This window comes from Rossellomorea sp. LjRoot5 (assembly GCF_964253455.1).
GTDB lineage: Bacteria > Bacillota > Bacilli > Bacillales > Bacillaceae_B > Rossellomorea.
On record NZ_CAXUQN020000001.1, the window covers coordinates 4254814 to 4276959 of the forward strand.

Here is a 22146-nt window from a genome sequence, read left to right on the forward strand (position 1 = left end):
TGTGTCCGGATTTATCAAAGACCATTTAAAAAGCAGACCCCGCTTTCAGGAATCTGCTCTCTTCTTATAACAAATCATTCACATGATACAGTTTGCCACTTTCAATATCGGTTTTGGTTATGAGGGTCACAAGTGCATCAGCAACCGTGTCCGTGCTGCGCAGCATACCCTCTTCTTTGTAGCGCTGGAACGACTCAACCTCGGCAAAGGCTTCTTTGGATGACGATCGGATTTCCCCCTGCATATCCGTATCCATCACTCCCGGACTGAAAGCGATGATCTGATGACGGCTATGGGTATTAGAGAGCTCAAGGCTCACCGTTTCAGTCAGCATATTGACTCCCGCCTTAGTCGCGCAATACGTACTCCAGCCATAAACAGGACGGCTTCCTGCTCCTGAACTGATGTTGACCATGATCATCTTCGATTCAGAGCCTTTGGCTGCTTTGAGCAATTCATTGGTGGCGATCATAGGTGATAACAGATTAACGTGTACACTCGTTTCCAATGCTTCGTTTTCCACTTCACCCGACGTATTGATCGGTGTCACCACTCCGGCATTTTGGACGACAAATATCGTCTCAGCTTCAGATCCAAATACCTTTGTCCCCACTTCGCGAAAAACCGCTTCTGTTTGTCCTGATTGAGATAGATCACAGGGAAAGAATTCATACGACACTTCTTTTTCCCTTGCAAGCTTTTGTAAGCTGTCATTATCCGAACGGGAAATATTGAGAATGCCGATGCCTTTTTCAATAAAGAGCCTGGCGACGGACTCTCCTAATCCCCTTGTTGCTCCTGTCACGATTGCGTAATCCATTTCGAATCATCTCCTTCTTACCTACTGATTATAAAGGAGAGTTTCCTTTCCTCAAAAAATTAAGCATCGATTAACAGATTATTTACACATTTTCATTATTAAATGTCCATAAAAAAAGCACACCATCAAGGCATGCTCTCATCAATCAGATGATATTCCGGTATGAGATCGGACAAGGGCACGATTGACGCCTTTTTCTCATAAAGAGGAAGAAATTCTTTTAACATGGTGGCCACCTTCATCCCTGTAACCCCTACATGTCCGATCGCGATGGTTGCATCATCACGATCCAATGCCTTTGAAAGGAGTATCGCCTGCTTCCCGATGTGCTGAATGGTGTAGATGTCATCAAAGAATAATTCGTTTTCAAGGTATGGGACGCCCAGTTCCTTTGCAAGCCTCGGAATGACACTCTTTCCTGTTGTTTTACTATCCAGATAAAATAAACCCCTTTCCTTGCATATGCCGAGAACAATCCTCATGACCCGCTCATCGGCGGTAGCCTTCGAACCCATATGATGATTGACTCCCACTGCATAAGGAACCTCCTCCAGGGCCTGCTCCACTCTCTTTCTGATTTCTTCATCGGATAGTGAGGTCGTGATTGCCCCCGGCCCGAGCCAGCTCGCTTTCCCAGACATCGGTTCCATAGGAAGGTGGACAATGACCTCATGTCCATTTTTATGGGCTTTTTCCGCATCTGCCTTGGTCGTTGGGAGAAATGGCATGACCGCAATTGTCAAAGTGACGGGAAGACTCATAATTTCCTCTGTCCCTTCCATGTCATTTCCTAAATCATCAATCACAATCGCGAGTTCGTTCTGGTGGGCCGAAAGGGGAAGGATGTTTCTTGCTGAAACGGGCATTTGTATAGAAAAAGTCATAAGTAAACAGATAACAAGGGTTCTCATATAGCATCACTCCTTTTTCTTTATGATTTCCATTTTAAGGAGGATATACGAATGAGGTCCGTCCCTCAAAAATCAGCAAAAAAAGAAAGCCGGGAAGCGTAAATACGCTTCCCGGCTTGGAATTCAGGAGGGACGGACCTATTGATCCCAGGCTTTGGTGGGGCGGTCTCCCGGGTAGCCGTGAGTTTGGCGATATGTTTTTCTTTGTGTTGTGAAGTCCCACCAGTTCTTGGTGCTTTCAGGGTGATTAGCGTGGTGGACGACACATCTGAGTGAGTCTTCTACGCACGGGTCCATCCAAACACCGTACTTCTTTTCTAAGTCGATGATAAGGTCTTCTCCCTTCTCTCCCTTTATTTCTTCAAGGGAATAAAATCCAAGATCCTCTACAACATTGTGAGCCATATTAGGTCCAATAGAAGGGATCTGTTGGAAAATGGACATGCCGACTAAGTAACGGGATCTTTCCATCGTAATTTTAAGTGTCTCCCGGAGAATTCCAGGAGATAATTCATGTAGATCCCCAAGTCGTATCTTGGCTCTGCGGAGGGCAGCCCTCTCCTGATCAGTCAATGGAAGTTTCGGACTTTTTCTGTTCACCTTTTTCTCCTCCTTATCCTTTAAAGGTTTGCTGGCGGACAAGTTGGAAGTCTTCCACCGCTGGACGGTTGGTTTTCTTTTTAACTGTTTTTTGTTTCGTCTTGATCGGTTTGTTGTTCACCAGCACTCCGACTTTCGTTTGCTGGATTTCCTTCACTCCCTGAACAATCAGCTGCATGGCGATGATTGCGATCATAAAGGCAACGAGTGGAGCAATGACAATCCAGTACTTTCCAGTCATAAGTGAATTCTTCGTGGAACTGATCAGGCCCGACCATTCAAATGTTCCTGATTTCGGAGGATCCGGGACCAGACCGCCTGTTATGATCGTCCCTCCCAGGAAAAGATGAAATAATCCAAGATGGACGAGGATGAGAAGCGTCTGGATGAATTGCTGCCCCCATATGATGAACATCCGCGGTGCCAGGTGAGGGAATAGATGCGTCCAGAGCAAATGCTTGTTGCTCCCCCCGAGGAGCTTTGCTGACAGGACAAAATCCTGCTTCCCTATTAGTTTCAGTTCATTTCCAATTAACACAGTGGTCAACGGCAGTACAAGGATTGTTAAGACAACGGCTTCGAACACCAGCCTCTCAAAAATCGAGTGATCCCACCCTAACACAGGCAGCCCCCAAAGGACCGGTCTTAATAAGAGATAAGCGATAAGACTTAAAGGGAGAAAATGAATGGAATCCACCACCCGGTCAAGCCAGTTCTTCCTGCTTTCTTTTAAGTGAAAATGATAGGCAATACCAAGATAGAAGCCACCGATCACCCGCAGTGAAGCGACAATCAAAGCAAACAACAGGGTATACTTTGCCCCTACAATAAGCTGATCGAGAATACTGTAACCGAAGAAATCGGATCCGAGGATCATGTCCCCAAATGGTTTATGAGGAGGGGCACTGATGATCCGCCCCTCTTCATTTTTCATAAATTGAATTTGTTTGATTGGCTCTTCTTTCAACGCCGAATATAGGAAACTGACGGCAATCAAGCCAAATATCACACTGAATCCGGCAGCGAACTTGCCATTATGCATATGCTGCCACCACAGCCTGCGGATGGTTGAAAGAAAGCCCCATATCTTCCATTCAGTCCACTTTGTTTTATCCCGTTTATATTTCGTATGATCTTGGCTGCTCTCGTGATTGATCCACAGATAGACACCTTGATACACGACGAAAAAAGGTGTGTAGATCATAATCAATGAGATGGCAATTACCATCGGCCTGAAATCTTGAATGATATAATAAGTGATTCCCTTCATATTGAAAATGGTTTCAATGATGAATAAACTGGACAGCATCCCCCATATGATCAGCTTTCCATGATAGAAAAGACTTGGTGAAATATTTTTCAAAACATGTGAAAAGAGGATCCGTCCCCTCGACATCCCCTTACTCTGGGCAAATTCGATGTGAGGCTTCAGCAACTCTTCTTCCATAATGAAGATGAGGATACGGAAGAAGGAGATCATCGGAATGATGGACAGCGTAATCATCGGGGCAAGAAAGATCTTCTCCTCCCCGAACTCCGTGAAATTCATCAGTTCCACTCCGAAATATTTAAATACATAAACAATCATAAGTTGAAGCATGAATGCAAACATTAAATCAGGCACCGTCTCCAAGAGATTTAGTGCTTTCTTAAGAGCCCGCGTGATCGGTCTCGGTAAAAACACAGTCAAGACGGTAAGAATAAAGGCAGTAGCAAGCCCTATGCCCAAGGCTCCCCCGATAATTTGCAGAGAATACAGGTATGGTCCCCAAAGCATATCGAGGAAATCGACGGTAATCCCCTTATAGGAATAACTCCAATTGGCCCCATCCATAAAAACAAAGATGAACTTGATAAACTCCTCCAAGTAGCCTACAACATTATATAACCCTCTCTCCCTGAATACTTCGGGAGCAATACTCACGGCTAAAATCCCCATTAGACCGAGAATATAGTAAAAGATGAACCTGGTCGGAAACTTGAGATATTTCATGAATAGAATCCCCTTTATTCTCTTTTTCCTCAGTTTAATAGAAATGTTAAATTTTTTCAATTTTATTTCAAGTCTGACAATTTGGTAACAAAAAGAGTGACTCCTCTAAGTCAGAGTCACTCTCCCGGTCTAAGCCAATAACCGGCTCGGCTTTCCTAAATAAAAGCCCTGTCCAATCGTTATCCCGATTTCCCTTGCCACCTGCATATCCTGTTTTGTTTCGATTCCCTCTAAGACAATCAATGTATCATTTCCGTAGAATTGGCTGAAAAAAGAGAGGAACCGCTGTTTCTTTTCATCCTGTGCCAGGTTCATGGCGAAATAGCGGTCAAGCTTGATGATTTCCGGTTCATATTCAATGGATTTCTTAATGGAGGATGTCCCCTGCCCGAAATCATCTATCGCATACCAGACGCCATATTGCTTCAGTTCCTTTAAAGACTCTTTTAACAACGGATTCTGCCAAAGCTCTTCTGCACTGGATTCATTAATTTCAAGCACGAGCCGTCCTTTAATATCAGGGTGGCGATCCATAAGATCGGAAAAATAGGTGTGAAAGCTCGGGTGCAAGATCGTGGTGATATAAATATTGAGAAATAACTTACAGTCCTCAATCCCGTTTCCCGAAAAATGTTCAAGGGCTTTTGAAATGGACAGAGTATCCAGTTTGTACAAGATATTGGCCTTCATGGCCGATTGAAATACACTTTCGGGATTTTCATTATACTTATTTCGCAAAAGACCCTCATAAGCATAGAGGGTTCGATGTTCACCCATATCATATAATGGTTGAAAATCATGGTAGATAAAGTCGTCTTGGAAAATAGTAAAGATGTTCATAGGACCCCTATACTCTCTCTTTAGTTTTGGTCTTGCCTACAAAAAAACCACACAAAAACGCATTATCCGCGTTCGCATGTGGTCGGTTGCGCTACTGGCTCCCCTAAATGTAAGCGCCCATCTATCATTTAGGTTCAAAGCCCCCAGTCGAATGGTCAGCTTATAAAGATATTTGTCTTATAAGAAAAATATACCACATAACTAGTACTTATGGGGTGTATTTTCTAGAAATTATTAGAAAATTCATAAAGAAAGACCTATCTTGATACAAATGGATTACCACTAATCCAGAACCGCCATGGATAATCCCTGGCTTCCCCCGTGTTATCAATCCCTATTCTTTTCCCTGCCGAGATGTTTTCAGGTTGATACCCCTCTGTAATCATGAGCGGCGGTTGTAAATAACTCCCCCCATAATCCTCCATGGTAATGCCTAGTGCCTTCGTCAACTTTCCCGGCCCATTGGTCCAATTCTTCTTCACATGACCGGGTCGTCTCGCTTCCATAAGCTCTTGTCCATGGAGAGGCTCGACGGCTCTGATGAGGATCGCTTCAGGCTTTTCCCGTTCTCCGCTCACTACGTTGACCAGGCAGTGAGTATGCATGACGTATGTATAAATTCGGCCAGCTTCATGGAACATCACTTCCGTCCGCTTTGTACGCCTGTTTCCGTAACTGTGGGCGGCTCTGTCTATCGGCCCCATGTATGCTTCTGTTTCCACAATATAACCTGAAGCGATTCCTTCCTCCGTTTCTTTCACTAACACACACCCCAACAGTGATTTGGCAAGCTCCAGTGTCGGCTGCTCGTAAAAGGTTGGGGGCATAGGTGTATCTTTCATGATTTCACTTCCTTATCTACATTGTCTAATCTATTTGTACCCTACCACTGCCTATTTAAATCAAGAATCCACGATCGATGTCTAATGTGATGGTCATGGATTCCCCGCTTCGGTATTCTTGATTCCGATTACCCTACGCCTCTGGTCCCATTCAAAAATAATCCTATGGCTCATTGTGGTAGTCTCTCCACTGCTTTAAAATAAATGTATCAATTGGAAAAACAAACCAAAGTGAGGGATTGGAATGAAAAACGCATTTGCTGTCATGATTGCATTGCTTGCATTGGGGACGCTCTATGTCATCCTAAATGACAATACATCATTGTTTGCAAAAGAAAGTCAGTCAGGGGATCGGATTGAAGTGACGAATGAAATCAAACATATCGACCTGGACCTGGAAAACAGCGACACAAAAGTCATACCGACTGACAAGAATGAAGTACAGGTCGATATAGAGGGAAAAGGGACGATGACCTTAACCGGGAATGGAGATACGATTGACGTTGTGGTCAAGCATAAATGGTATGAATGGATCGGATTCAATCGCAAATCAAACGTAACGGTTTATATTCCGAAAGGGTATAGGAACAGCGTGGAAATCGATATCGGCTCCGGCAATTTCGTGATGGCTGGAGAATCTGATTCAAAGAAATGGAAACTTGATGAATTGTCGATTGACATGGGATCGGGGAATATGGAGCTTGAAAACGTCGAGACAAAACTGTTCGAACATGATGGATCTTCAGGGGATTTGGTCGTAAACGGCCTCACAACAGAGGATGGAAAAGTGGGAATCAGTTCGGGGGATGTGGAGTTATCGAACTTTGAAGGTCCCCTTGTAGGCGACTTATCCTCAGGTGAATTAACGGTCACCATGGACTCCTTAAAGGGAGACATGACATTCGATGTCAGCTCAGGTGGAGTGAAGCTTGATCTGCCGGAGAAAGCAAGCTTTAAACTGAAGGGGCAGGCAAGCAGCGGGGATATTTCCTGCAATCTTCCATTAAAGAATCAAAAAATAGAAAATGGGGATATTACCGGGGTCGCAGGCTCAGGGCAATATACCATTGATGTTTCAGTATCCAGTGGAAATGTAGATATATATTAATGAAGAGTGCCGGGAACCCCCGGCACTCTTTTAATTATTTATGATGGAATGGGCATTTTCCTTCAATCGGTTCTACATCGTCCCCAATAAAGTACTGCTTCCACTCACGGTGTTCCGGGTCCCCGTAATGACTGATATTCGGATGCGTTGGTAAGCCGTCCCATTTTTCGACCCGCTCTCTTACTTTTTCACGGGACATGATACCACCCTTGGAGGTACCCTCCAATCCTTCAAAAATCCTTCTTGGCTGAAATCCGAGTACTAAGCTATTCCCAAGGTCCCTCGTCTTTCGCTGCTTGTAGGCAGGGGCATTCCCAAACACGAAGAAAGGTTCCCCTGCAAAGGAAAAGGCCCACAAATGATGATCCGGATCCTCTGGATAATCCTCTGGCCAATCCTCCTTATCCTCACGATGAAGAAACTGCAGGATTCTCCAGAAATAATCCCTGTAATGAGGGACGGACCTCTCCTCCCTTTCAGGTTCCACAAATAAAAAGAATCCGTGACGGATCAGGCGCTCTCCTTCGGGTACATCAAACAAGTCGATGAACTCTTGAATCGTTTGGGGGAGATGCTCCCAGTTGTCATGACTGATATAGGAATACCGAAGCTCACCCTTCTTCTCTCCGGTCATACCGAAGTAACAAGGGAAAGTGCGGTCAGTAACAACCTCATGAAAATTCTTATATTCTTCTAAAACCCATTGAGGAACAATCTCCGGGTTTGTCATATCTTCTTTTGTCAGCAATAAACTGTTCGTTGTCAATTCTTCCACCTCAAATTTATGTCGATGGTATGCTCTTCCCGAATTGTGACAAGTTAAAACAATTACTGACAAAATAAGCACCGCATTGCCATCATTAAAAAAGGTAAAGCGGAATCCGCTTTACCTTTTCTTTAACTCCGCCCCTAATTCCACTCCAAGTGCCACGATCGATTGATTGATCCTCCACACATAGTAGAAATGGTGAATAAGATCCACCTGGGACTTATGCCAGCTTGGAGCCTGGGTTTCAATTCTTTCCCGCTCGTGGTTTAAATCCCACATAACGGGAGCACTTCCCTTTTCTTTTAACAATTGCCGGAGCGTCTCGATGTTTTGAGAGATTTTTTCTTCCGTATCTGAAAACGCACTATTGAGTTCCTCTGAAACCGTTGCCGGCACCTTTCGATGGGAGGAAGCAAGCAGGTGCTTTGCGTAATAATTAATGGCCGTTACCACCGTGATCCAGCGCCCGACTCCCGACCTCGTCAAAGATCCGGGTCTTTGCAGAAGGGATTGTGCCTCATCCTTGATCGTTTGGAGCTTCTGATCGAGATCAAATGCCTGATCTGTCAACGCTTTATCTTCCGGGACCGTAAAGGTTTTAATATAGGAAGAAACATATCCTTGAAGATCTCCGAAGAAATCATCAAAGCTATCGGCGACTTTGTCTTTTGTTTTTTTTGGAAATACAAACGCTGAGACAATCAGGGCAATCACAGCTCCTGCAATCGTATCGATGACACGTGCCCCCATGAGCTGAATGCTGATTCCACCGAGGAGGAGGTCATACATAAAGGCGATGAGCATCGTAATGAACAGGCTCATCAATGTATATGAAACAGGGAAAAGATAAAAGGCGAGGAACAAGACCGCAAACAGGAGAACAACCTCAAGCTGTGAATTTCCGGATACAAGGTTTGCGGCTCCGAATCCGATGATGGCCCCGATCACCGTTCCGATCGACCGTTGGAAAGCCTTCATATACGTTCTGCCTACCGTTTCAGTACCAATTTGAACTATAAAGGTCGTGAGCAGAACCCAGTATGGCTGTGCAGGTGCGATCAGCACCCCCACGATAATCGCAAGGGTTCCCGCTACCAGGGCTTGTATCGCTTTACGCGTAGACGGTTTTAAACTCTTGTCCTCTTCAGATTCATCTTCTTTGTCTTCTTCCTCCGGTTCAGCATCGCTCTCTACTGTCGTCTCCTTATACTCTGGCACATTCAGTGATTCCTGAATCGTAATGGCCGCTTCTAAGACATGGTTCGCAATGGACTCGATCCGTCTCAGGAGATATACCCAGCCTTCAGGTTTTTCTTCTTGATTCAGAACCTCTGACAGTACAAGACGCAAGGCCTGGATAGCTTTTTCCGCCTCTTCAAGGGAACGGGGATCATAATCCTGGGCCAGCACCTCGGCGTCACGGAGAGAACGAAGAACCCATACGAGCAGGCGCCTGAGTTCCATGACCTCCAAAGCTTCCAGATCCTTCAGCTTTTTCAAGGAATCAGTGAGAGTCTGAATGAGCATTTCAGTATCAAAGACATATAAGCGAAGTTGTGACGCTTCGATACCGGGCCACAGCTTCTTTAAATCATTCTCATTAATATCACCCGCTACGCTTCTCGCATACTCATTCAGCCTTCTCACATTCCGGTCCAATTGCTTTCTCCGCTTACTGCTCGTATTCGGGTCCTCTATCATCTTCATTAAGATGGTAAACGTCAAGTTGGACTGAATATGAAACGAACGCATACTCCTTCTTAACATATGGGCAGAATCTTTAAAAATGATGAAGTTATAAAGAAACGCGTATACCACCCCGATGACAATCCCGAGATAAAACCATTCCAGATGGGCCACATCCAGCTGCAAGATCGATGATATATAGATCGACATAAATCCTGTCATCCCCATAGAAAAATAGCGGATGGCAAAGCGGGAAAAGTAAAATGCACTATAAATGACACCTACTAATAAAGCATTCACAACGAGACTATATTGGGCAAAGGCAGATCCTAAACTAATTCCGGCTGCCACAGCAACACCAATTAACAGAGTCGTCACCTTTTTCTTCCCCGTCGTGTCATCCATGACCACTAAAATGCCCATCATCCCCACCATACCTGACACAATGGCCGGGGTGATGGAAGGATGGTCGAACTGCTTCAATAAGAAAAGCATCGTAAATACAGCCGAAATCAAGCTGATTGTAGCTTTACCCGCCTGCTGAAATCTTTTTCTGCCGGGATCGGACGCAAGGATCCTCCCCAGCCATATATGTTGTCTATGTAAATGTTTCATCTCTCATCAAACCCTTATCTACGCACCGTTTTTCATTCTCTTTTATCGTACCCTTTCCAATAAAAAAGTAACCTGTACTGCAGAAAGCAGCCAGGTTACTCACATTCGCTGGTGCACGAAGAGAACGGAATCTATTTGTATGATTATAAGGGTTTTGGACGGGTTGGTAAAGGGAAGTGCTTTGTGCTAAAGCTGATTGGCACCCCTGACCAACAGATACGTTGCTTTTATTCCTTTTCCCAATCTTGCTTTATATAAGAGGAAAATACTATTTATATAGGAAGACTTTCGATACTTTTTGTTTAATTCCGTAAAAATGTCCTTCTTTCTAGGAAAGAACCAATTGTATACCTCTCTCACACTATGCTGAAATGTGTCATAGCTTAAGAATTGAAAGTCGATGAAATTCCAATAGAGAAACAGTCCACCTTTACTATCCTTCATTTGTCGTTTTACAGGCAGCTTCATCATGTTCTCGAGCATTGGATACTCACCATATACAATGGAAAGAGTACGAACCATCCTCTTCAACGTCCCATCTTTTCTGGCTTGCTGAAATAATTGATGAAGATCTATTCGATTGTTCAAGCCGTAAATCAACTGAATGATATCAAGGTAATATCGTGGAGAATCCAGATTATGCCTCCACCCATGCAGACAAATCATATAAAATGTATGTTGATCGGATAATCTTTTAATGTAGGAATGGCCTCCTAAAGACGTAGCCTCTTTCCAGAAAGGATCCATCTTTAAGTGTGAAGTATTTTCCTTCACAATACCCCAATGAATTTCTACTACAAGTGGAACAGGTGAACCCGGAATTCGTTTACTAAAGGAACAATGGAAATGGTCTGGGATCCATTCTTCCTCCTGTTCGAATCCTAAGGACTTTACAAGTTGCACCGTTTCTTTAATCGTTTCTTTCTTTATAAGGATATCAATATCCGATGTCCCCCTGGCAGCCAGATGACCGAAATACTCCTGGGCGAAATATACTCCCTTTAAAGGAATGGCCTCTATCCCGCCCTTTTCAAGCCCGTTGAGGATTTTGTCTGTTTCACTTTTGATAAGGATATTTTGGAATAGTACCTCATCATATTTTTGCTTTAGGCGTACTTGAAAGAATAGAGGTGTTTTTTCCAGGTCTCCCTTCTCCTTTAACAAATGATAGATCTGGGGGGAGGTGGAGTGGGATTCAATTTCTTCGATTGCCTGGTAGTAGTAAGCTGTGCTCTTGGGCAGGCTTGAAGTTTTTTCATAAAGTGAATGAACGAGAGATTTGACCAATGTGTTTCCCCTCCTGTCACGCGTTTACAGCAGTGATATGTGTTGGTTTTTCATCTTCAAAATACTGGAGTTGATGTAGCCGTTTATATAGACCTTCTTCATTTATTAAGTCTAAATGACTGCCTCTTTGTACAATTTTCCCTTCGTCCATCACTACGATAGAGTCCGCTTCCTGGATGGTGGATAACCGGTGCGCAATCACGATTGTCGTTCGCCCTTTCATTAAAGACCTTAAAGCGTTCTTCACATGATATTCCGTTTCACTATCTAGAGAAGATGTCGCTTCATCCAGTAAAAGAATGGGCGCGTCTTTCAATATAGCTCTGGCAATGGCTAACCGCTGCTTCTGCCCGCCAGATAGCCTTATACCCCTCTCCCCTATTTCTGTTTCAAAACCTTTTGGGAGAGATAGAATAAACTCATATACATTGGCCGACTTTGCAGCACTCACCATATCTTCATGTGACAAACCCGGTCGGGCTAACAACAAATTCTCCTCTATTGTTCCTGCAAAGAGGAATGTTTCCTGAGGTACATGAGCGATGGAACTGCGCAATTGAGCAAGCGTATACTCCTCCCTTGATTTTCTATTTATTAAAATAGTACCTAGTTGAGGTGTATACAACCCCTGCATAAGATTTAACAGCGTACTTTTACCGGCACCACTCGGCCCCACTATAGCCAATGTTTCCCCTCTTGGAACAGCAAGGCTGAACCCATCAAAAATTTTCTTTTCATCATCATAGCTGAAAGATACATTTTTGAATTCAATAGAGGTTAAACCTTTGAATAGAGGAGTATACTCATGTACGATAGGAGATTCGGCAGACTCCTCTAAAACGTGTACGACTCTTTCCAAAGCAGATACAGACCATTGAAACCCGGCCCATTGACTAGCTAATCCCGTTAGTGGATTCACAAGATAGCTGACCAGACTGACAAATGTAAGGAGGGACCCTACACTGATCACTCCCTTTGAAACATAGTAAGCCCCAAGGCACAAGCTAATCAGATAGGTGATAGAACTGACGAGCTGTCCCCCAGAACTGAACCATCCGCTAAGCTTAGCGTTCTCCACCTCCAATTCATATAATTTCTGATTTGCACTGGAATATTTTTTATAGATAAGCTTCTCCAACGTAAATGACCGGATCACCTGAAATCCCTGAAACGTCTCTGTTAAAGTATTGTTTATCTTTCCAATCAAACTGTGTATAAGACGGCTATTATTCCTCAGCAATAAGCCAAAATAAGCGCCTGCGAGTATCGCTAAAGGAGCTACTGAAACACTTATCAGGGAAAGCTTCCAGTGAATTTGAATTAAATAAAGAAACACTGCCATATAGGTGAGTGGAAGTCGGATCAAGTCCATCAGACTACTGCCGACTACCCCGTCCACGCTATTGATATCGTTCGTAAAATGAGAGAGCATGTCTCCAGACCGGCGAGAGGACACCTGCCTTAACGGAAGACAAAGAATGTGATGGAATAAATGGTTTTTCAAGTCTCTTTTTAAGCCATTTGAGGTAATGGTTTCAATCATAATCGAAAAGAAATTGGAAGCAATCCCGATAAGGACAAGTATGATACCAATCGGAATCAATCGTCTTAGCTCAGTGAAGTCACTCTTAACAGCAGCATCCGTCATCCTTCCGAAAAACCAGGCAAAGGCAATGGTCATAAAGATATCAACAAATAATAGCAGAAACATTGCCATATAAGCCTTCCACTGACGAAAAACAAAAGGCTTTAACATCTTAAACGTTCTCTTTAAATCATACAAGTTCATATATTGTCTTGCTAAAGCTGATAATCGATTGGTCCCTGTCTTCATCTGTCTCTCCACCTTTAAAACTAGTAACGCACAACTTTCCTATTTACATACATTCTCAACATGTGAGTCAATGAGGGGAAACGAAGGATGGCTTCCTTCCATAGAAGCGCGCCCCACGCCGAAGCAGACGAATGAATATTCCTTCTTTTAATGTACATAAGTTTTCCGATTACTTGTTGCGGAAGGATCGGTTCATCAAAACCAAAATTTGTGTCCCCTTTGCACATCAAGTATCTGTCACCATCTATCAGTGTTGTTTTAATATATCGATGTGATATCAACTGCCCCTGTACATTGTGAAACAATATTACATCCCCTTTTTCCAAATCAGGGAGAGCGCAGGTTTCAAATGTGCATATGTCCCCTTCTTTTATGTACGGGTACATGGATGTACCTTTTGCAGGGAGTTCGATCCATCGGTGCTCCCCGATTACTTTCTTGACTACCTCAATTGCATGGGGACTAACTCGCATATTCAACCAATCCGTAATGTTGAAGTTCCATTATAAAATCTCTAATATCATCTATTATCGTTTCGTGCGTTTCTGATATGTTAAAATGCCCAGCCACCGCGGCCGCAATTGAATCGATGGTTTGAGCACTTTCTAATAATGACCAGCAAAAGCCTCCCACTTCATTCACCTTAGTAACGGTATATAGATCTGTATTCAGGATAATCCACTCATCATCAAATTGAGAGGCTTCATATTTTTTTCTTTGGACGTATCTTTCACTCATTACGAAATCAGCTCCCAGAATGTATTGTTCTTTTGAAAATGAAGATCATACACCGGCACATTCCTAACTATTTCCTTCAAAAAGTCCAGTACCTTAACCACCTCATCTTCTTTATAAGGCCAGTAAAACACTTTATCCATCAGCTGCATGAAAGCATCCGATTGCTTCACTTGAGATCGTTCGTTGAATTTAGCCTGGAACAACAAATGAATACTGGATAAAGGGACATGCCCCTTATACCCCACCGTCTCCAGTTCACTTCTGAAAGGTGAATCATAGATACATATAGAATGATCAGTAACTTTTATTAATGTCGCTTCATCTGAAAGAAGTTCCCGGGGGGCTGATAGTTTGGCTGCTGTAGACTTCCCTGCACCTGAGTGCCCAGCAAAGATATGAGCTTGGTCGCCTCCCATTACACAAGAAGAATGAAGTAACAATCCCCAGTTATGGTGGAGAATAAATGAACTATAGAGGTTCATTAAAGCATGTTTGAGGGCTAGTTCATCGTAAGCAGAAATCGTTGCATTTCTGAAACAAGCATCAACCTCGATGAAATAATCTTTCCTTAGGTATACAACGTGATTCTTTTTCTTTATTACCTTCACCTCGTAGTCTTCGAAGGGAGTCCCGTACCCATGGTTAATACGTAGATTTAGATCAGGACCATCTACTTGGCCATCAGTAAAAGGGAATCTCTCCAACAGAAAAGGAAGGAATTCATTTGAAACCTGGATGATCTTACAATTATGGTCTGCAATCTTTATATATAATGAAGACATATGTTTCTCCTTTACATATCAAGTTGGTGATAAAGAGATCAACTTTTTGTACAATTGATCTCTCTAACTTGAAAATTATCTGTTTCTGCCTTTTCCGTTGCCTCCGCCTGGTTTTCCTCCTCCTCCACCATGCCACGGTTTGGGTCTTGGACCCGTGTAAGGGTCATTCGGATAATGAGTACCTCCATTACCATGTCCAGGGTGATCTAAATTCCCATGTCCTTTATTCCAGCTCTGGGCTGTTTCGAATTGGATTGGCTGGTGTGCGAGTACTTCAGGTTTAGTGTATGTTTCTTGTCTCTTCATCTTTTCACTTCCCTATTGTTATAGAATTCTTTACAAAGAACAGCAATATCTTGCATACTACTATTTTCCTAATTATATTACCAATGTTGTTCTTTTTAAAGAACATTTCGTCCGACATAATTCTACATTCATGGGAGGGCACGTACTTGTTTCTCTAGCAAATTACTGAACATGCTCTTTTTCTCTTGAGCTAATTGATGAAACGAACCTGATTGGACGATTCTGCCTTTATCCAGAACAATCACCTGATCCGCATTTCTGATAGTTGATAGGCGGTGTGCGATGACGATGATGGTCATTTTGCCTTTGAGTCGTTCAATCGCTTCTTGGATTTTGGCTTCGTTTTCGCTGTCGAGGGCACTGGTGGCTTCGTCCAGTATGAGTATCGATGGTTTTTTCAAGATTGCTCTAGCAAGTACAATTCTTTGTCTTTCCCCCCCAGATAAGCGGATGCCCCGGTCACCAATAAGTGTATCCAATCCTTCAGGCAGGTTCATTACAAATTCAGCTGCTGACGAGAATTGTAGTGCTTCCCAAATCTCTTCATCAGTGTCTTCCGGCTGAATCATTTGAAGATTTTCACGTATGCTCGCATTAAAGAGGAATGGATCTTGCGGTACGTAGCTGATTGATTTTCTAAGAGACAGAAGGTTTTTGGCGGTAAGTGGATCATTATCAATCAGCACCTCCCCTCTCTCAGGACGATTCAGCCCCATGAGGATATCAATCAATGTGCTTTTTCCGGCTCCGGAAGGTCCCACGATGGCGGACATTCGATTAGATGGAATTGAAATGTTTATATCCTTTAAGGAATCGGTATCATCGTATTTAAATGTCACACTTTTACATTCTATCCTATGGCTAAATTGTAATGGTAATATTTCAGTAGTGGATCTTTCCAAACTAAGTTCATTAGCCTCAGTGCATTCTTTTTGAAGTTGAATAAGGGAATGAAACGCAGGGATGGTAGAAGCGATTTGCTCTAAATTAGATTGTATTCCCGTAAAACGCGGCCATAGCCTGGAAAAGATTAAAATAATGATCAATAATTGCTGTGACTGACTTTTAAACAGGCTAACAGAAACAAATAGAAAAGCAGCAATTAAAACAGCCGATGTCACTTTGTATACCAGCTGTGAATTAGTACGAACCTTTAATTTTTCTTCTTGTTCCCTTCTAATCGTTCCACACCATTCTCTTAGCCACTTATGACGGGGCTCTTCCAGTGAATTGCTCTTTATATCTTTAATACCGTTAAAATGATCGGTTATGCCCGCTAAATAATTCTTTGTGACTTCGGTCGTTTGATCGCCAATCTTTCTTGATTTCATAATGAATGAACGAGAGAAAAATGCCAGAATGATTCCTGCGGCAATAACGAAAATGGTCATCGATGGAGAAAGCCAAAAGGCCACACCAATCTGAATAATAGTAAATACTGCTGAGGTAATGAGCTGAAGAAACATATTTGTCCCTCCGCTTACTCTACCTAGCTCTGTTGTTAGTGAATTAACCAAGTCAGTCTTTCTCTTTTTCATGAAAAATCCCCAATTTGCCTGCAATAGACCTTTATACGTTTCCATTCGCAGATGATTGATGAAATCCACTTGAATCATCATGTTTTTTCTGGAGATTCTTCTTTGAAATAATGCCTGCCCCGCTACCAACAAAATATATAATCCAAGTATTACACTTAAACCAGCCGTTGGAGAAATGATTTCCAAGAAAGAAAGGGTATGAATAAAGGGTATGTCAGCTGTATCAACCTGAAGAATACCGCTAACACTCAGCATGGGAATAAGTAATAAGATCCCAATCCCTTCTAGTAAACTTACGAAAACCATGCCGACTAAATTTAATATCAATACGTACCTGGAAAAAGAAAACAATTGCTTTGTAAAATACAAAAGAGCTTTCATTCTTTCACTCCTATAAAACTGCCTGCTTCTTTGCTTTCCTCCAAAACCATAAGGCCGGTCTCAGTGGAAAATACAAATAATGAAGCGATTTAGGTAAAGGCAAGGTCTCAGCATCTTCAGGATATGGATGTAAGAAGCTTAAAATAAATATGACCTTTTGTTTAAGGGACTTCATTGAGTATAAGTAATTCCTGTGATAGGTTGATACTTCCGGTGAAAGAGGCTCAGTATGCAGATTCACCAAACGCTCAAAATAAAAAATGGTCTTATTGGCCAACCTCACTGCTTCTTGTTTTCCAGCACATTCCTTCATTTCTTGATTTAGGGGCGTATGAAACAGCTTTGAGCTGAGAAGAAGTGCCTGTCCTGTCAGGTGAAGCATTTCGTATTTCCTTAGAATAGAATACAGTCTCTTCCAATTTTGACCTTGAAGAACCAGTCGATGAATATCAGCCAGCCATCGAAGCCTGGACCATCCGTGCCTTGCGCCGTGTGAAATGAGGAACATAAATAGATCTTCTTTTCCCAGCATATAAATAGGGACAGTGGAAATACTGCTTTGTCTTTTTCGGTTCCACAGATCTGTAAAGCTCGGTTCTCTACCAGGACCCGGACTTAACCTCCAGTGAATCTCAAGTTTTATTTGTCTTTGGGGATGAAAATACGTAACATGATGATGTCTCCACTTCCAATCGTTTAAAACGGTTGAGAAATAGTCATCTTTTACATAGCCCTCTTTAGACAAAAGACCGTCCACGGTCTCAATACTCTGCAGTGGAACCAGAACATCTAAATCTCCGGATGTCCTCATCGAGATGTCCCCATATAGCTCCTTGCCCAAAATCGGTCCTTTCAGAAAGATGGTCTTCACTTGATGGTGATGAAATAACTGACTGACTCGATTCATTTCACCCGTTAAATGAAGCATGTGAAGGGTGTTACGTTGATATAATCGTTGTAAGCTTTTATAAACATCAGGCGGAATTAAGCTATTCAGCTCTTTTATCTTAGAGAATAATTGAGGATAGAGACGGTGGTGTTTAGCAAGCTCCATAAACTGCTCCCAATTAAAATCTGGTGAAAAATCGAGCGATCCCGCATCAGTATCCACCTCAATCATCTCGAGTAAAATTTTCAGCTCAATTGGTATATTGTCGAAGTTAAGACTGGTATCTTTTATCAATAGATTCACCTTCATTTGTTAATGTGCAGTGTTTTGCAAACTTGCCAACGACCGTGAAATTCTCCATACCCTCCGCTCCAGTCAAATAGTAGGAGCCGCTTCTTAACCATGCATGGGCAATCAGAAAACCCTTCTCATCTCTTCCCGTGCCCAAATAAAGAGTACTTCCTATTTTTCTTCTCTTAAGCATTCTCATCGCTGCTATTGCCTTTACTAAACACTGACTTTCCCAAAACGTATACCGGCTCACAATGTTTACAGCATTCGATATATTCTTTAATGCTTTTTGATTATTCACTCTATTATTAAAAGATGTTTCTTCCATATGGCATCCAAGATGAGGGGAAAGCTTTGAAAAAGGGATTAACTTCATCACCCTTACCACCCCCAATTCAATAAATGCTTCACCTAGGAGGAGTTTTGTAGTTAAATCCATTGATAAAAACAGTCTAATGCGTCTCATATACTCACCTAATGTAATTTTTCATTTTATGAACGAATCAAGATGATCTCTTCTTTAAGTAACATTTCCAAAAAGGACAATACTTGTTGCTCGCAGATCTCTCTATCTACCTGGTATTCATTCAGAAGGTTGTCAATTAGTTCCCTCAAGGTTAACGGCATCTCAATAGCATCCCAAATGACTCCACCTATCTCCCCTAAGTTATAATACTTTCCATTGGAAATACTGAGCATTACCTTCTCACCACCCATATCGCTTACTATATTCCCTTCCACTTGACCCACGGTACTCTCTAAAGAAATCATCTGACTATTAATCATGAACAAGCTCCTCCTTAAGGACTGTTTCTTCAATTAATGTGGCTAATTCATTGGCTGTGAATCTGGATGTAGGTCTGGTTAAGCGGTACACTTCAATATTTTTTGCGAAGCTGGCAGTGTATTGTAAGTGCCATTTCCTTAAACCAAATCGCTTAACTAGAAAATTCCTATACGTGTGAAGGTAAAAAATATGCAAACGTTCCAATCCGTCTATAGGAGTCAATTTCACATTTTCACTTTCTGACTTAACAAGCTCGAAGACTCCTCCAAGTGGTAAGGGGTTATTTATGAAGTGATTTTCTACCGGAATGGCATACTTTGTTTCTCTTTTAAAAAGGGCAGTGAAGTTTGAAGTGTCCATATTAAATTCAATTAAACTTTCCTCCCAAAGCTTCTGTTGAGGATAGGAAGGATATACATAAGGTACTCCATATTCTTTGCTCGAAATGGCGATAACATCATCTGTTAATATACGGTGACCTTTATTGATCAACGCAGAAGTTAATGTGGACTTCCCCGCTCCAGATTCACCTATGATGGCATAAGCTTTTCCGTTGAAGGAAAATGAACTCCCATGGAAAGGCAGGATTTCTCTTTGGATTAGTAGAGCACCCATACAAGTACCTAATATGTAAAGACGGAGTTGTTCAAGGTAATCTTCTCCTGACGGGTCGTACAAAATTTCATTACCGCCTTGTATACAAAAGATTCCTACTCCAGGTGCTTTAAAAAGGAAATATCCTTCCTTTACTACGTACATCTTTGAATAATCTCCCACTTTTGCCCAAAGCTCTTTTAGACAGCTTTTTTTGACTTGAATACTTTTATGATAATTATATTCACTGCTTACCTTCAGCTCAGGGAAGTACAGGTCGCTGAATATGTTCAATCCAAAAGCAGAATAACTAAATGATTGTACCGACACCATCTAACATCACTCCAACGATATCAAATTTAACATAAGCCCTTATTCATTTTGGAAATGGATAAGGGCAATGTTATATTAATATCAAGTTATTAAAATTACCTGTTAGCTATGATGAAGGAATCCTTGCTCATCTTCATCCTCATAAGATTCATCTACATCTCTAATTCCTGGACCAGCCATTGTCAAATTGACGTTAAGTACTTCCAGCTTTGGTTCTTCCCAAATTTTCTTCATAATTTTCACCCCCTTTCAAATTGTTTTTTAATAAACCTATATACGATTAAAGTTCTCATGAGTGACCTTAACTCCGGATGGAAAGCTAAGTCTGGTGTTGGCTTATAATAATGTTTATCTATTCCACTCTGTATTTTTCTTAGGTCAACATATTCACTAACAAGTGGATCGTTAGTAAGTTGTTTTAGTTCATCTATAAATGAAGTCCATTCAGGCAGCATTCTGTAAAGCCAATCTGCCCCTTGAATTCCTCTGGTTCTCTGGTTCAACCTGACTTCGTCTGGCAAATAGTCTTTTGTAGAATTACGAATAAGAGCGCGATCCAACCCATTTTGCACAAACTGATTTTTTGGAACAGATAAGCAAAACTTTATCACTCTACTATCGTTAGTTGGATCACGTTTCCAAATGTTATATCGAAGGGATAGCTTGCACCCTGAAGTCCCGGAAGCATTCCACGTGTATTCTTTTTCAAAATGCTCCTTCCTTTGTTGAGCTGCATTTTTAGACTTGCTATTTTTCAAATCAAATCCTAGACTGTGTAATTTCTCTAAAACATTTGTTTTTTCAATTAATGCAGGGTTTACTAATGAAGGCAGTCGATAGTCTTGATTGCCCTTATTATTCTTTAGAAAAGAAGGAAGAGATTTTCTAGCTATCAATAAGTACAGTCTCTTTTTATTTGCTAACTTTAAATTCCTACTGTACAAATTAATTTCTCTTGAAAGACACCTCCATTTTAATTGCCTTAACAAAGTCGCATAATAATCTATTGCCGGTCCCCATGAGACCCCAAGGTTCCCCCTCCCACCATTTAACAAAATTTTCACTCCATCATTATTTGCGTTTTCAAATATTCCCTTTAACCAAAATGAATTTTCAAAAAATTTATAAGGCATTTCCATGATATCCAGCCATTCGTCAATTTCGGTTAAAGAACTTCGACCTTTAAAGTCCAAGAAGTTGCTTTCTACGTTACCTACGTGTTGAATTGTTTCATTAATAAGTGGCGTTTCATTGGCTATTCTGTGTTTAGGAGTCCAATCTAGAAATCCTTCTTCTGGTACATAACTATAAGTGTGCAATCTCTTATTTTGTTTTTGTAATGATCTAGCTGCAAAACTAACTACTGAGCTTGAGTCAAGTCCACCACTTAATTTTGCCCCTACCTTACTAAAGGTCCTCGTCCTGTTTTCAACAGCTTCTTGAAAAACCTCTCGGAATGCTTCCACATATTCTCCAGTGTTTTTTAATTTTATTGTTTCTTCACAAACCATTCGGCAATATTTCTTTATAGCAATTTGTCCATTTTCAACTGTAAGAGAATGTGCAGGAGGGATTTGGTTAATATTTTTGTGTATTGTATTTGTTACGTCTGCGACATCAATCATATTTTGTATAACAAGAAATTCCGCCAGCCATTCTTCATTTATTTCTCTCTTAATGAATGGAAGGGATAGTAATGAAGACATTACTGTACAAAATGCGAAACATTGATTGTCGTAAGAGTAATAGAGCGTTCTCGCTCCAGAAAAATCCCTGGCAGCAAATATTTTTCCTTTCCTTTCATCCCAAATGACAAATGCAAAATCACCAACCAAGTGTTTTGGGCAATCCTCTTCCCATTTTTCATATGCGAGAAGGATCAATTCACTGTCTGACATTTCTTTTCTAACAGACTGCCTAACTCCTAAGGTATTAAATAAGTCTTTTCTGTTATCTATAATGGCATCAGCGGTTATCGCTAATTTTCTTTCATTGTCATAGAAAGGGAGAATTTCACCGATGGATTCAGGAGTGATCCACTGAGCGTGACAGCCAAGAAAAATATGATCTTTCTTGTAAACTCTCACGTCATCTGCTGGGAACTGTTCCAATGAACCCATCATTGCGTGTATATGCTCCCTAGATACGGGTTCATGGTTTTGATGATATATCCCAGCAATCGCACTCATAAATTGACACCTC

Annotated in this window: 22 protein-coding genes and 1 riboswitch; of the genes, 1 reads left to right on the top strand and 21 read right to left on the bottom strand. The window is 41.7% G+C overall.

The annotated features are described in order from the left end of the window. Positions 1 to 64: 64 nt before the first annotated feature. From ACSQ2E_RS21715 to ACSQ2E_RS21740, 6 genes are all read right to left on the bottom strand, one after another. Positions 65 to 820 carry a (S)-benzoin forming benzil reductase gene (locus ACSQ2E_RS21715; RefSeq protein ID WP_435994070.1) on the bottom strand — a complete coding sequence of 252 codons (756 nt, stop codon included), beginning with the start codon at positions 818 to 820 and terminating at the stop codon, positions 65 to 67. A gap of 125 nt (positions 821 to 945) precedes the next feature. Continuing rightward, positions 946 to 1731 carry a divergent polysaccharide deacetylase family protein gene (locus ACSQ2E_RS21720; RefSeq protein WP_435994072.1) on the bottom strand — a complete coding sequence of 262 codons (786 nt, stop codon included), beginning with the start codon at positions 1729 to 1731 and terminating at the stop codon, positions 946 to 948. Between the two features lie 138 nt (positions 1732 to 1869). Then, on the bottom strand, positions 1870 to 2331 hold the full coding sequence (locus ACSQ2E_RS21725; RefSeq protein ID WP_435994074.1) for a helix-hairpin-helix domain-containing protein: 462 nt from the start codon (positions 2329 to 2331) through the stop codon (positions 1870 to 1872). A gap of 13 nt (positions 2332 to 2344) precedes the next feature. After that, positions 2345 to 4324, bottom strand: coding sequence for an ABC transporter permease subunit (locus tag ACSQ2E_RS21730; protein WP_435994076.1), 1980 nt, complete (start codon positions 4322 to 4324; stop codon positions 2345 to 2347). 129 nt (positions 4325 to 4453) lie between these two features. Beyond that, positions 4454 to 5164 carry an EAL domain-containing protein gene (locus tag ACSQ2E_RS21735; protein WP_435994078.1) on the bottom strand — a complete coding sequence of 237 codons (711 nt, stop codon included), beginning with the start codon at positions 5162 to 5164 and terminating at the stop codon, positions 4454 to 4456. 71 nt (positions 5165 to 5235) lie between these two features. Continuing rightward, a riboswitch (cyclic di-GMP riboswitch) is annotated at positions 5236 to 5316 on the bottom strand. Positions 5317 to 5421: 105 nt separating this feature from the next. Further along, a complete protein-coding gene (locus tag ACSQ2E_RS21740) occupies positions 5422 to 6006 on the bottom strand; it encodes a DNA-3-methyladenine glycosylase (RefSeq protein ID WP_435994080.1) in 585 nt (194 codons plus the stop codon). A gap of 244 nt (positions 6007 to 6250) precedes the next feature. Between ACSQ2E_RS21740 and ACSQ2E_RS21745 the strand changes: the two genes are divergently transcribed. Next, entirely contained in the window at positions 6251 to 7114 is an 864-nt protein-coding gene (locus ACSQ2E_RS21745) for a DUF4097 family beta strand repeat-containing protein (protein WP_435994082.1), read from the top strand. Positions 7115 to 7148: 34 nt separating this feature from the next. Here the strand turns inward: ACSQ2E_RS21745 and ACSQ2E_RS21750 are convergent, their stop codons facing one another. The 15 genes from ACSQ2E_RS21750 to ACSQ2E_RS21820 form a co-directional block, all read right to left on the bottom strand. Continuing rightward, positions 7149 to 7844, bottom strand: coding sequence for a YqcI/YcgG family protein (locus tag ACSQ2E_RS21750; RefSeq protein WP_435994685.1), 696 nt, complete (start codon positions 7842 to 7844; stop codon positions 7149 to 7151). A 156-nt stretch (positions 7845 to 8000) separates the two neighbouring features. Continuing rightward, entirely contained in the window at positions 8001 to 10184 is a 2184-nt protein-coding gene (locus ACSQ2E_RS21755; RefSeq protein ID WP_435994084.1) for an FUSC family protein, read from the bottom strand. 186 nt (positions 10185 to 10370) lie between these two features. Beyond that, on the bottom strand, positions 10371 to 11471 hold the full coding sequence (locus tag ACSQ2E_RS21760) for a nucleotidyltransferase domain-containing protein (protein ID WP_435994086.1): 1101 nt from the start codon (positions 11469 to 11471) through the stop codon (positions 10371 to 10373). Between the two features lie 16 nt (positions 11472 to 11487). Next, positions 11488 to 13305: an ABC transporter ATP-binding protein gene (locus ACSQ2E_RS21765; protein WP_435994088.1), complete on the bottom strand. Its 1818-nt coding sequence runs from the start codon at positions 13303 to 13305 to the stop codon at positions 11488 to 11490. 20 nt (positions 13306 to 13325) lie between these two features. Continuing rightward, complete coding sequence (locus ACSQ2E_RS21770; RefSeq protein ID WP_435994090.1) at positions 13326 to 13778, bottom strand: signal peptidase I; 453 nt, start codon at positions 13776 to 13778, stop codon at positions 13326 to 13328. Next, the gene (locus ACSQ2E_RS21775; protein ID WP_435994092.1) at positions 13768 to 14043 is read right to left on the bottom strand and encodes a PqqD family protein; all 276 of its coding nucleotides are present in this window, start codon (positions 14041 to 14043) and stop codon (positions 13768 to 13770) included. The genes ACSQ2E_RS21770 and ACSQ2E_RS21775 overlap by 11 nt, the downstream gene beginning before the upstream one ends. Then, the gene (locus ACSQ2E_RS21780; protein ID WP_435994094.1) at positions 14043 to 14825 is read right to left on the bottom strand and encodes a hypothetical protein; all 783 of its coding nucleotides are present in this window, start codon (positions 14823 to 14825) and stop codon (positions 14043 to 14045) included. The genes ACSQ2E_RS21775 and ACSQ2E_RS21780 overlap by 1 nt, the downstream gene beginning before the upstream one ends. Positions 14826 to 14900: 75 nt before the next feature. Continuing rightward, complete coding sequence (locus ACSQ2E_RS21785) at positions 14901 to 15131, bottom strand: hypothetical protein (protein WP_435994096.1); 231 nt, start codon at positions 15129 to 15131, stop codon at positions 14901 to 14903. A 128-nt stretch (positions 15132 to 15259) separates the two neighbouring features. After that, entirely contained in the window at positions 15260 to 17050 is a 1791-nt protein-coding gene (locus ACSQ2E_RS21790; RefSeq protein ID WP_435994098.1) for an ABC transporter ATP-binding protein, read from the bottom strand. 10 nt (positions 17051 to 17060) lie between these two features. Continuing rightward, the gene (locus ACSQ2E_RS21795) at positions 17061 to 18233 is read right to left on the bottom strand and encodes a nucleotidyltransferase domain-containing protein (protein ID WP_435994100.1); all 1173 of its coding nucleotides are present in this window, start codon (positions 18231 to 18233) and stop codon (positions 17061 to 17063) included. After that, on the bottom strand, positions 18211 to 18696 hold the full coding sequence (locus tag ACSQ2E_RS21800) for a lasso peptide biosynthesis B2 protein (protein ID WP_435994102.1): 486 nt from the start codon (positions 18694 to 18696) through the stop codon (positions 18211 to 18213). The genes ACSQ2E_RS21795 and ACSQ2E_RS21800 overlap by 23 nt, the downstream gene beginning before the upstream one ends. Before the next feature lie 26 nt (positions 18697 to 18722). Further along, positions 18723 to 19016, bottom strand: a complete 294-nt coding sequence (locus tag ACSQ2E_RS21805) for a lasso peptide biosynthesis PqqD family chaperone (protein ID WP_435994104.1) — start codon at positions 19014 to 19016, stop codon at positions 18723 to 18725. Next, entirely contained in the window at positions 19009 to 19944 is a 936-nt protein-coding gene (locus ACSQ2E_RS21810) for an aldolase (protein ID WP_435994106.1), read from the bottom strand. Before ACSQ2E_RS21810 ends, ACSQ2E_RS21805 begins: the two co-directional genes overlap by 8 nt. A 102-nt stretch (positions 19945 to 20046) precedes the next feature. Further along, the gene (locus ACSQ2E_RS21815; RefSeq protein ID WP_159361005.1) at positions 20047 to 20178 is read right to left on the bottom strand and encodes a paeninodin family lasso peptide; all 132 of its coding nucleotides are present in this window, start codon (positions 20176 to 20178) and stop codon (positions 20047 to 20049) included. Positions 20179 to 20183: 5 nt separating this feature from the next. After that, positions 20184 to 22133: an asparagine synthase-related protein gene (locus ACSQ2E_RS21820; protein WP_435994108.1), complete on the bottom strand. Its 1950-nt coding sequence runs from the start codon at positions 22131 to 22133 to the stop codon at positions 20184 to 20186. Positions 22134 to 22146 lie beyond the last annotated feature (13 nt).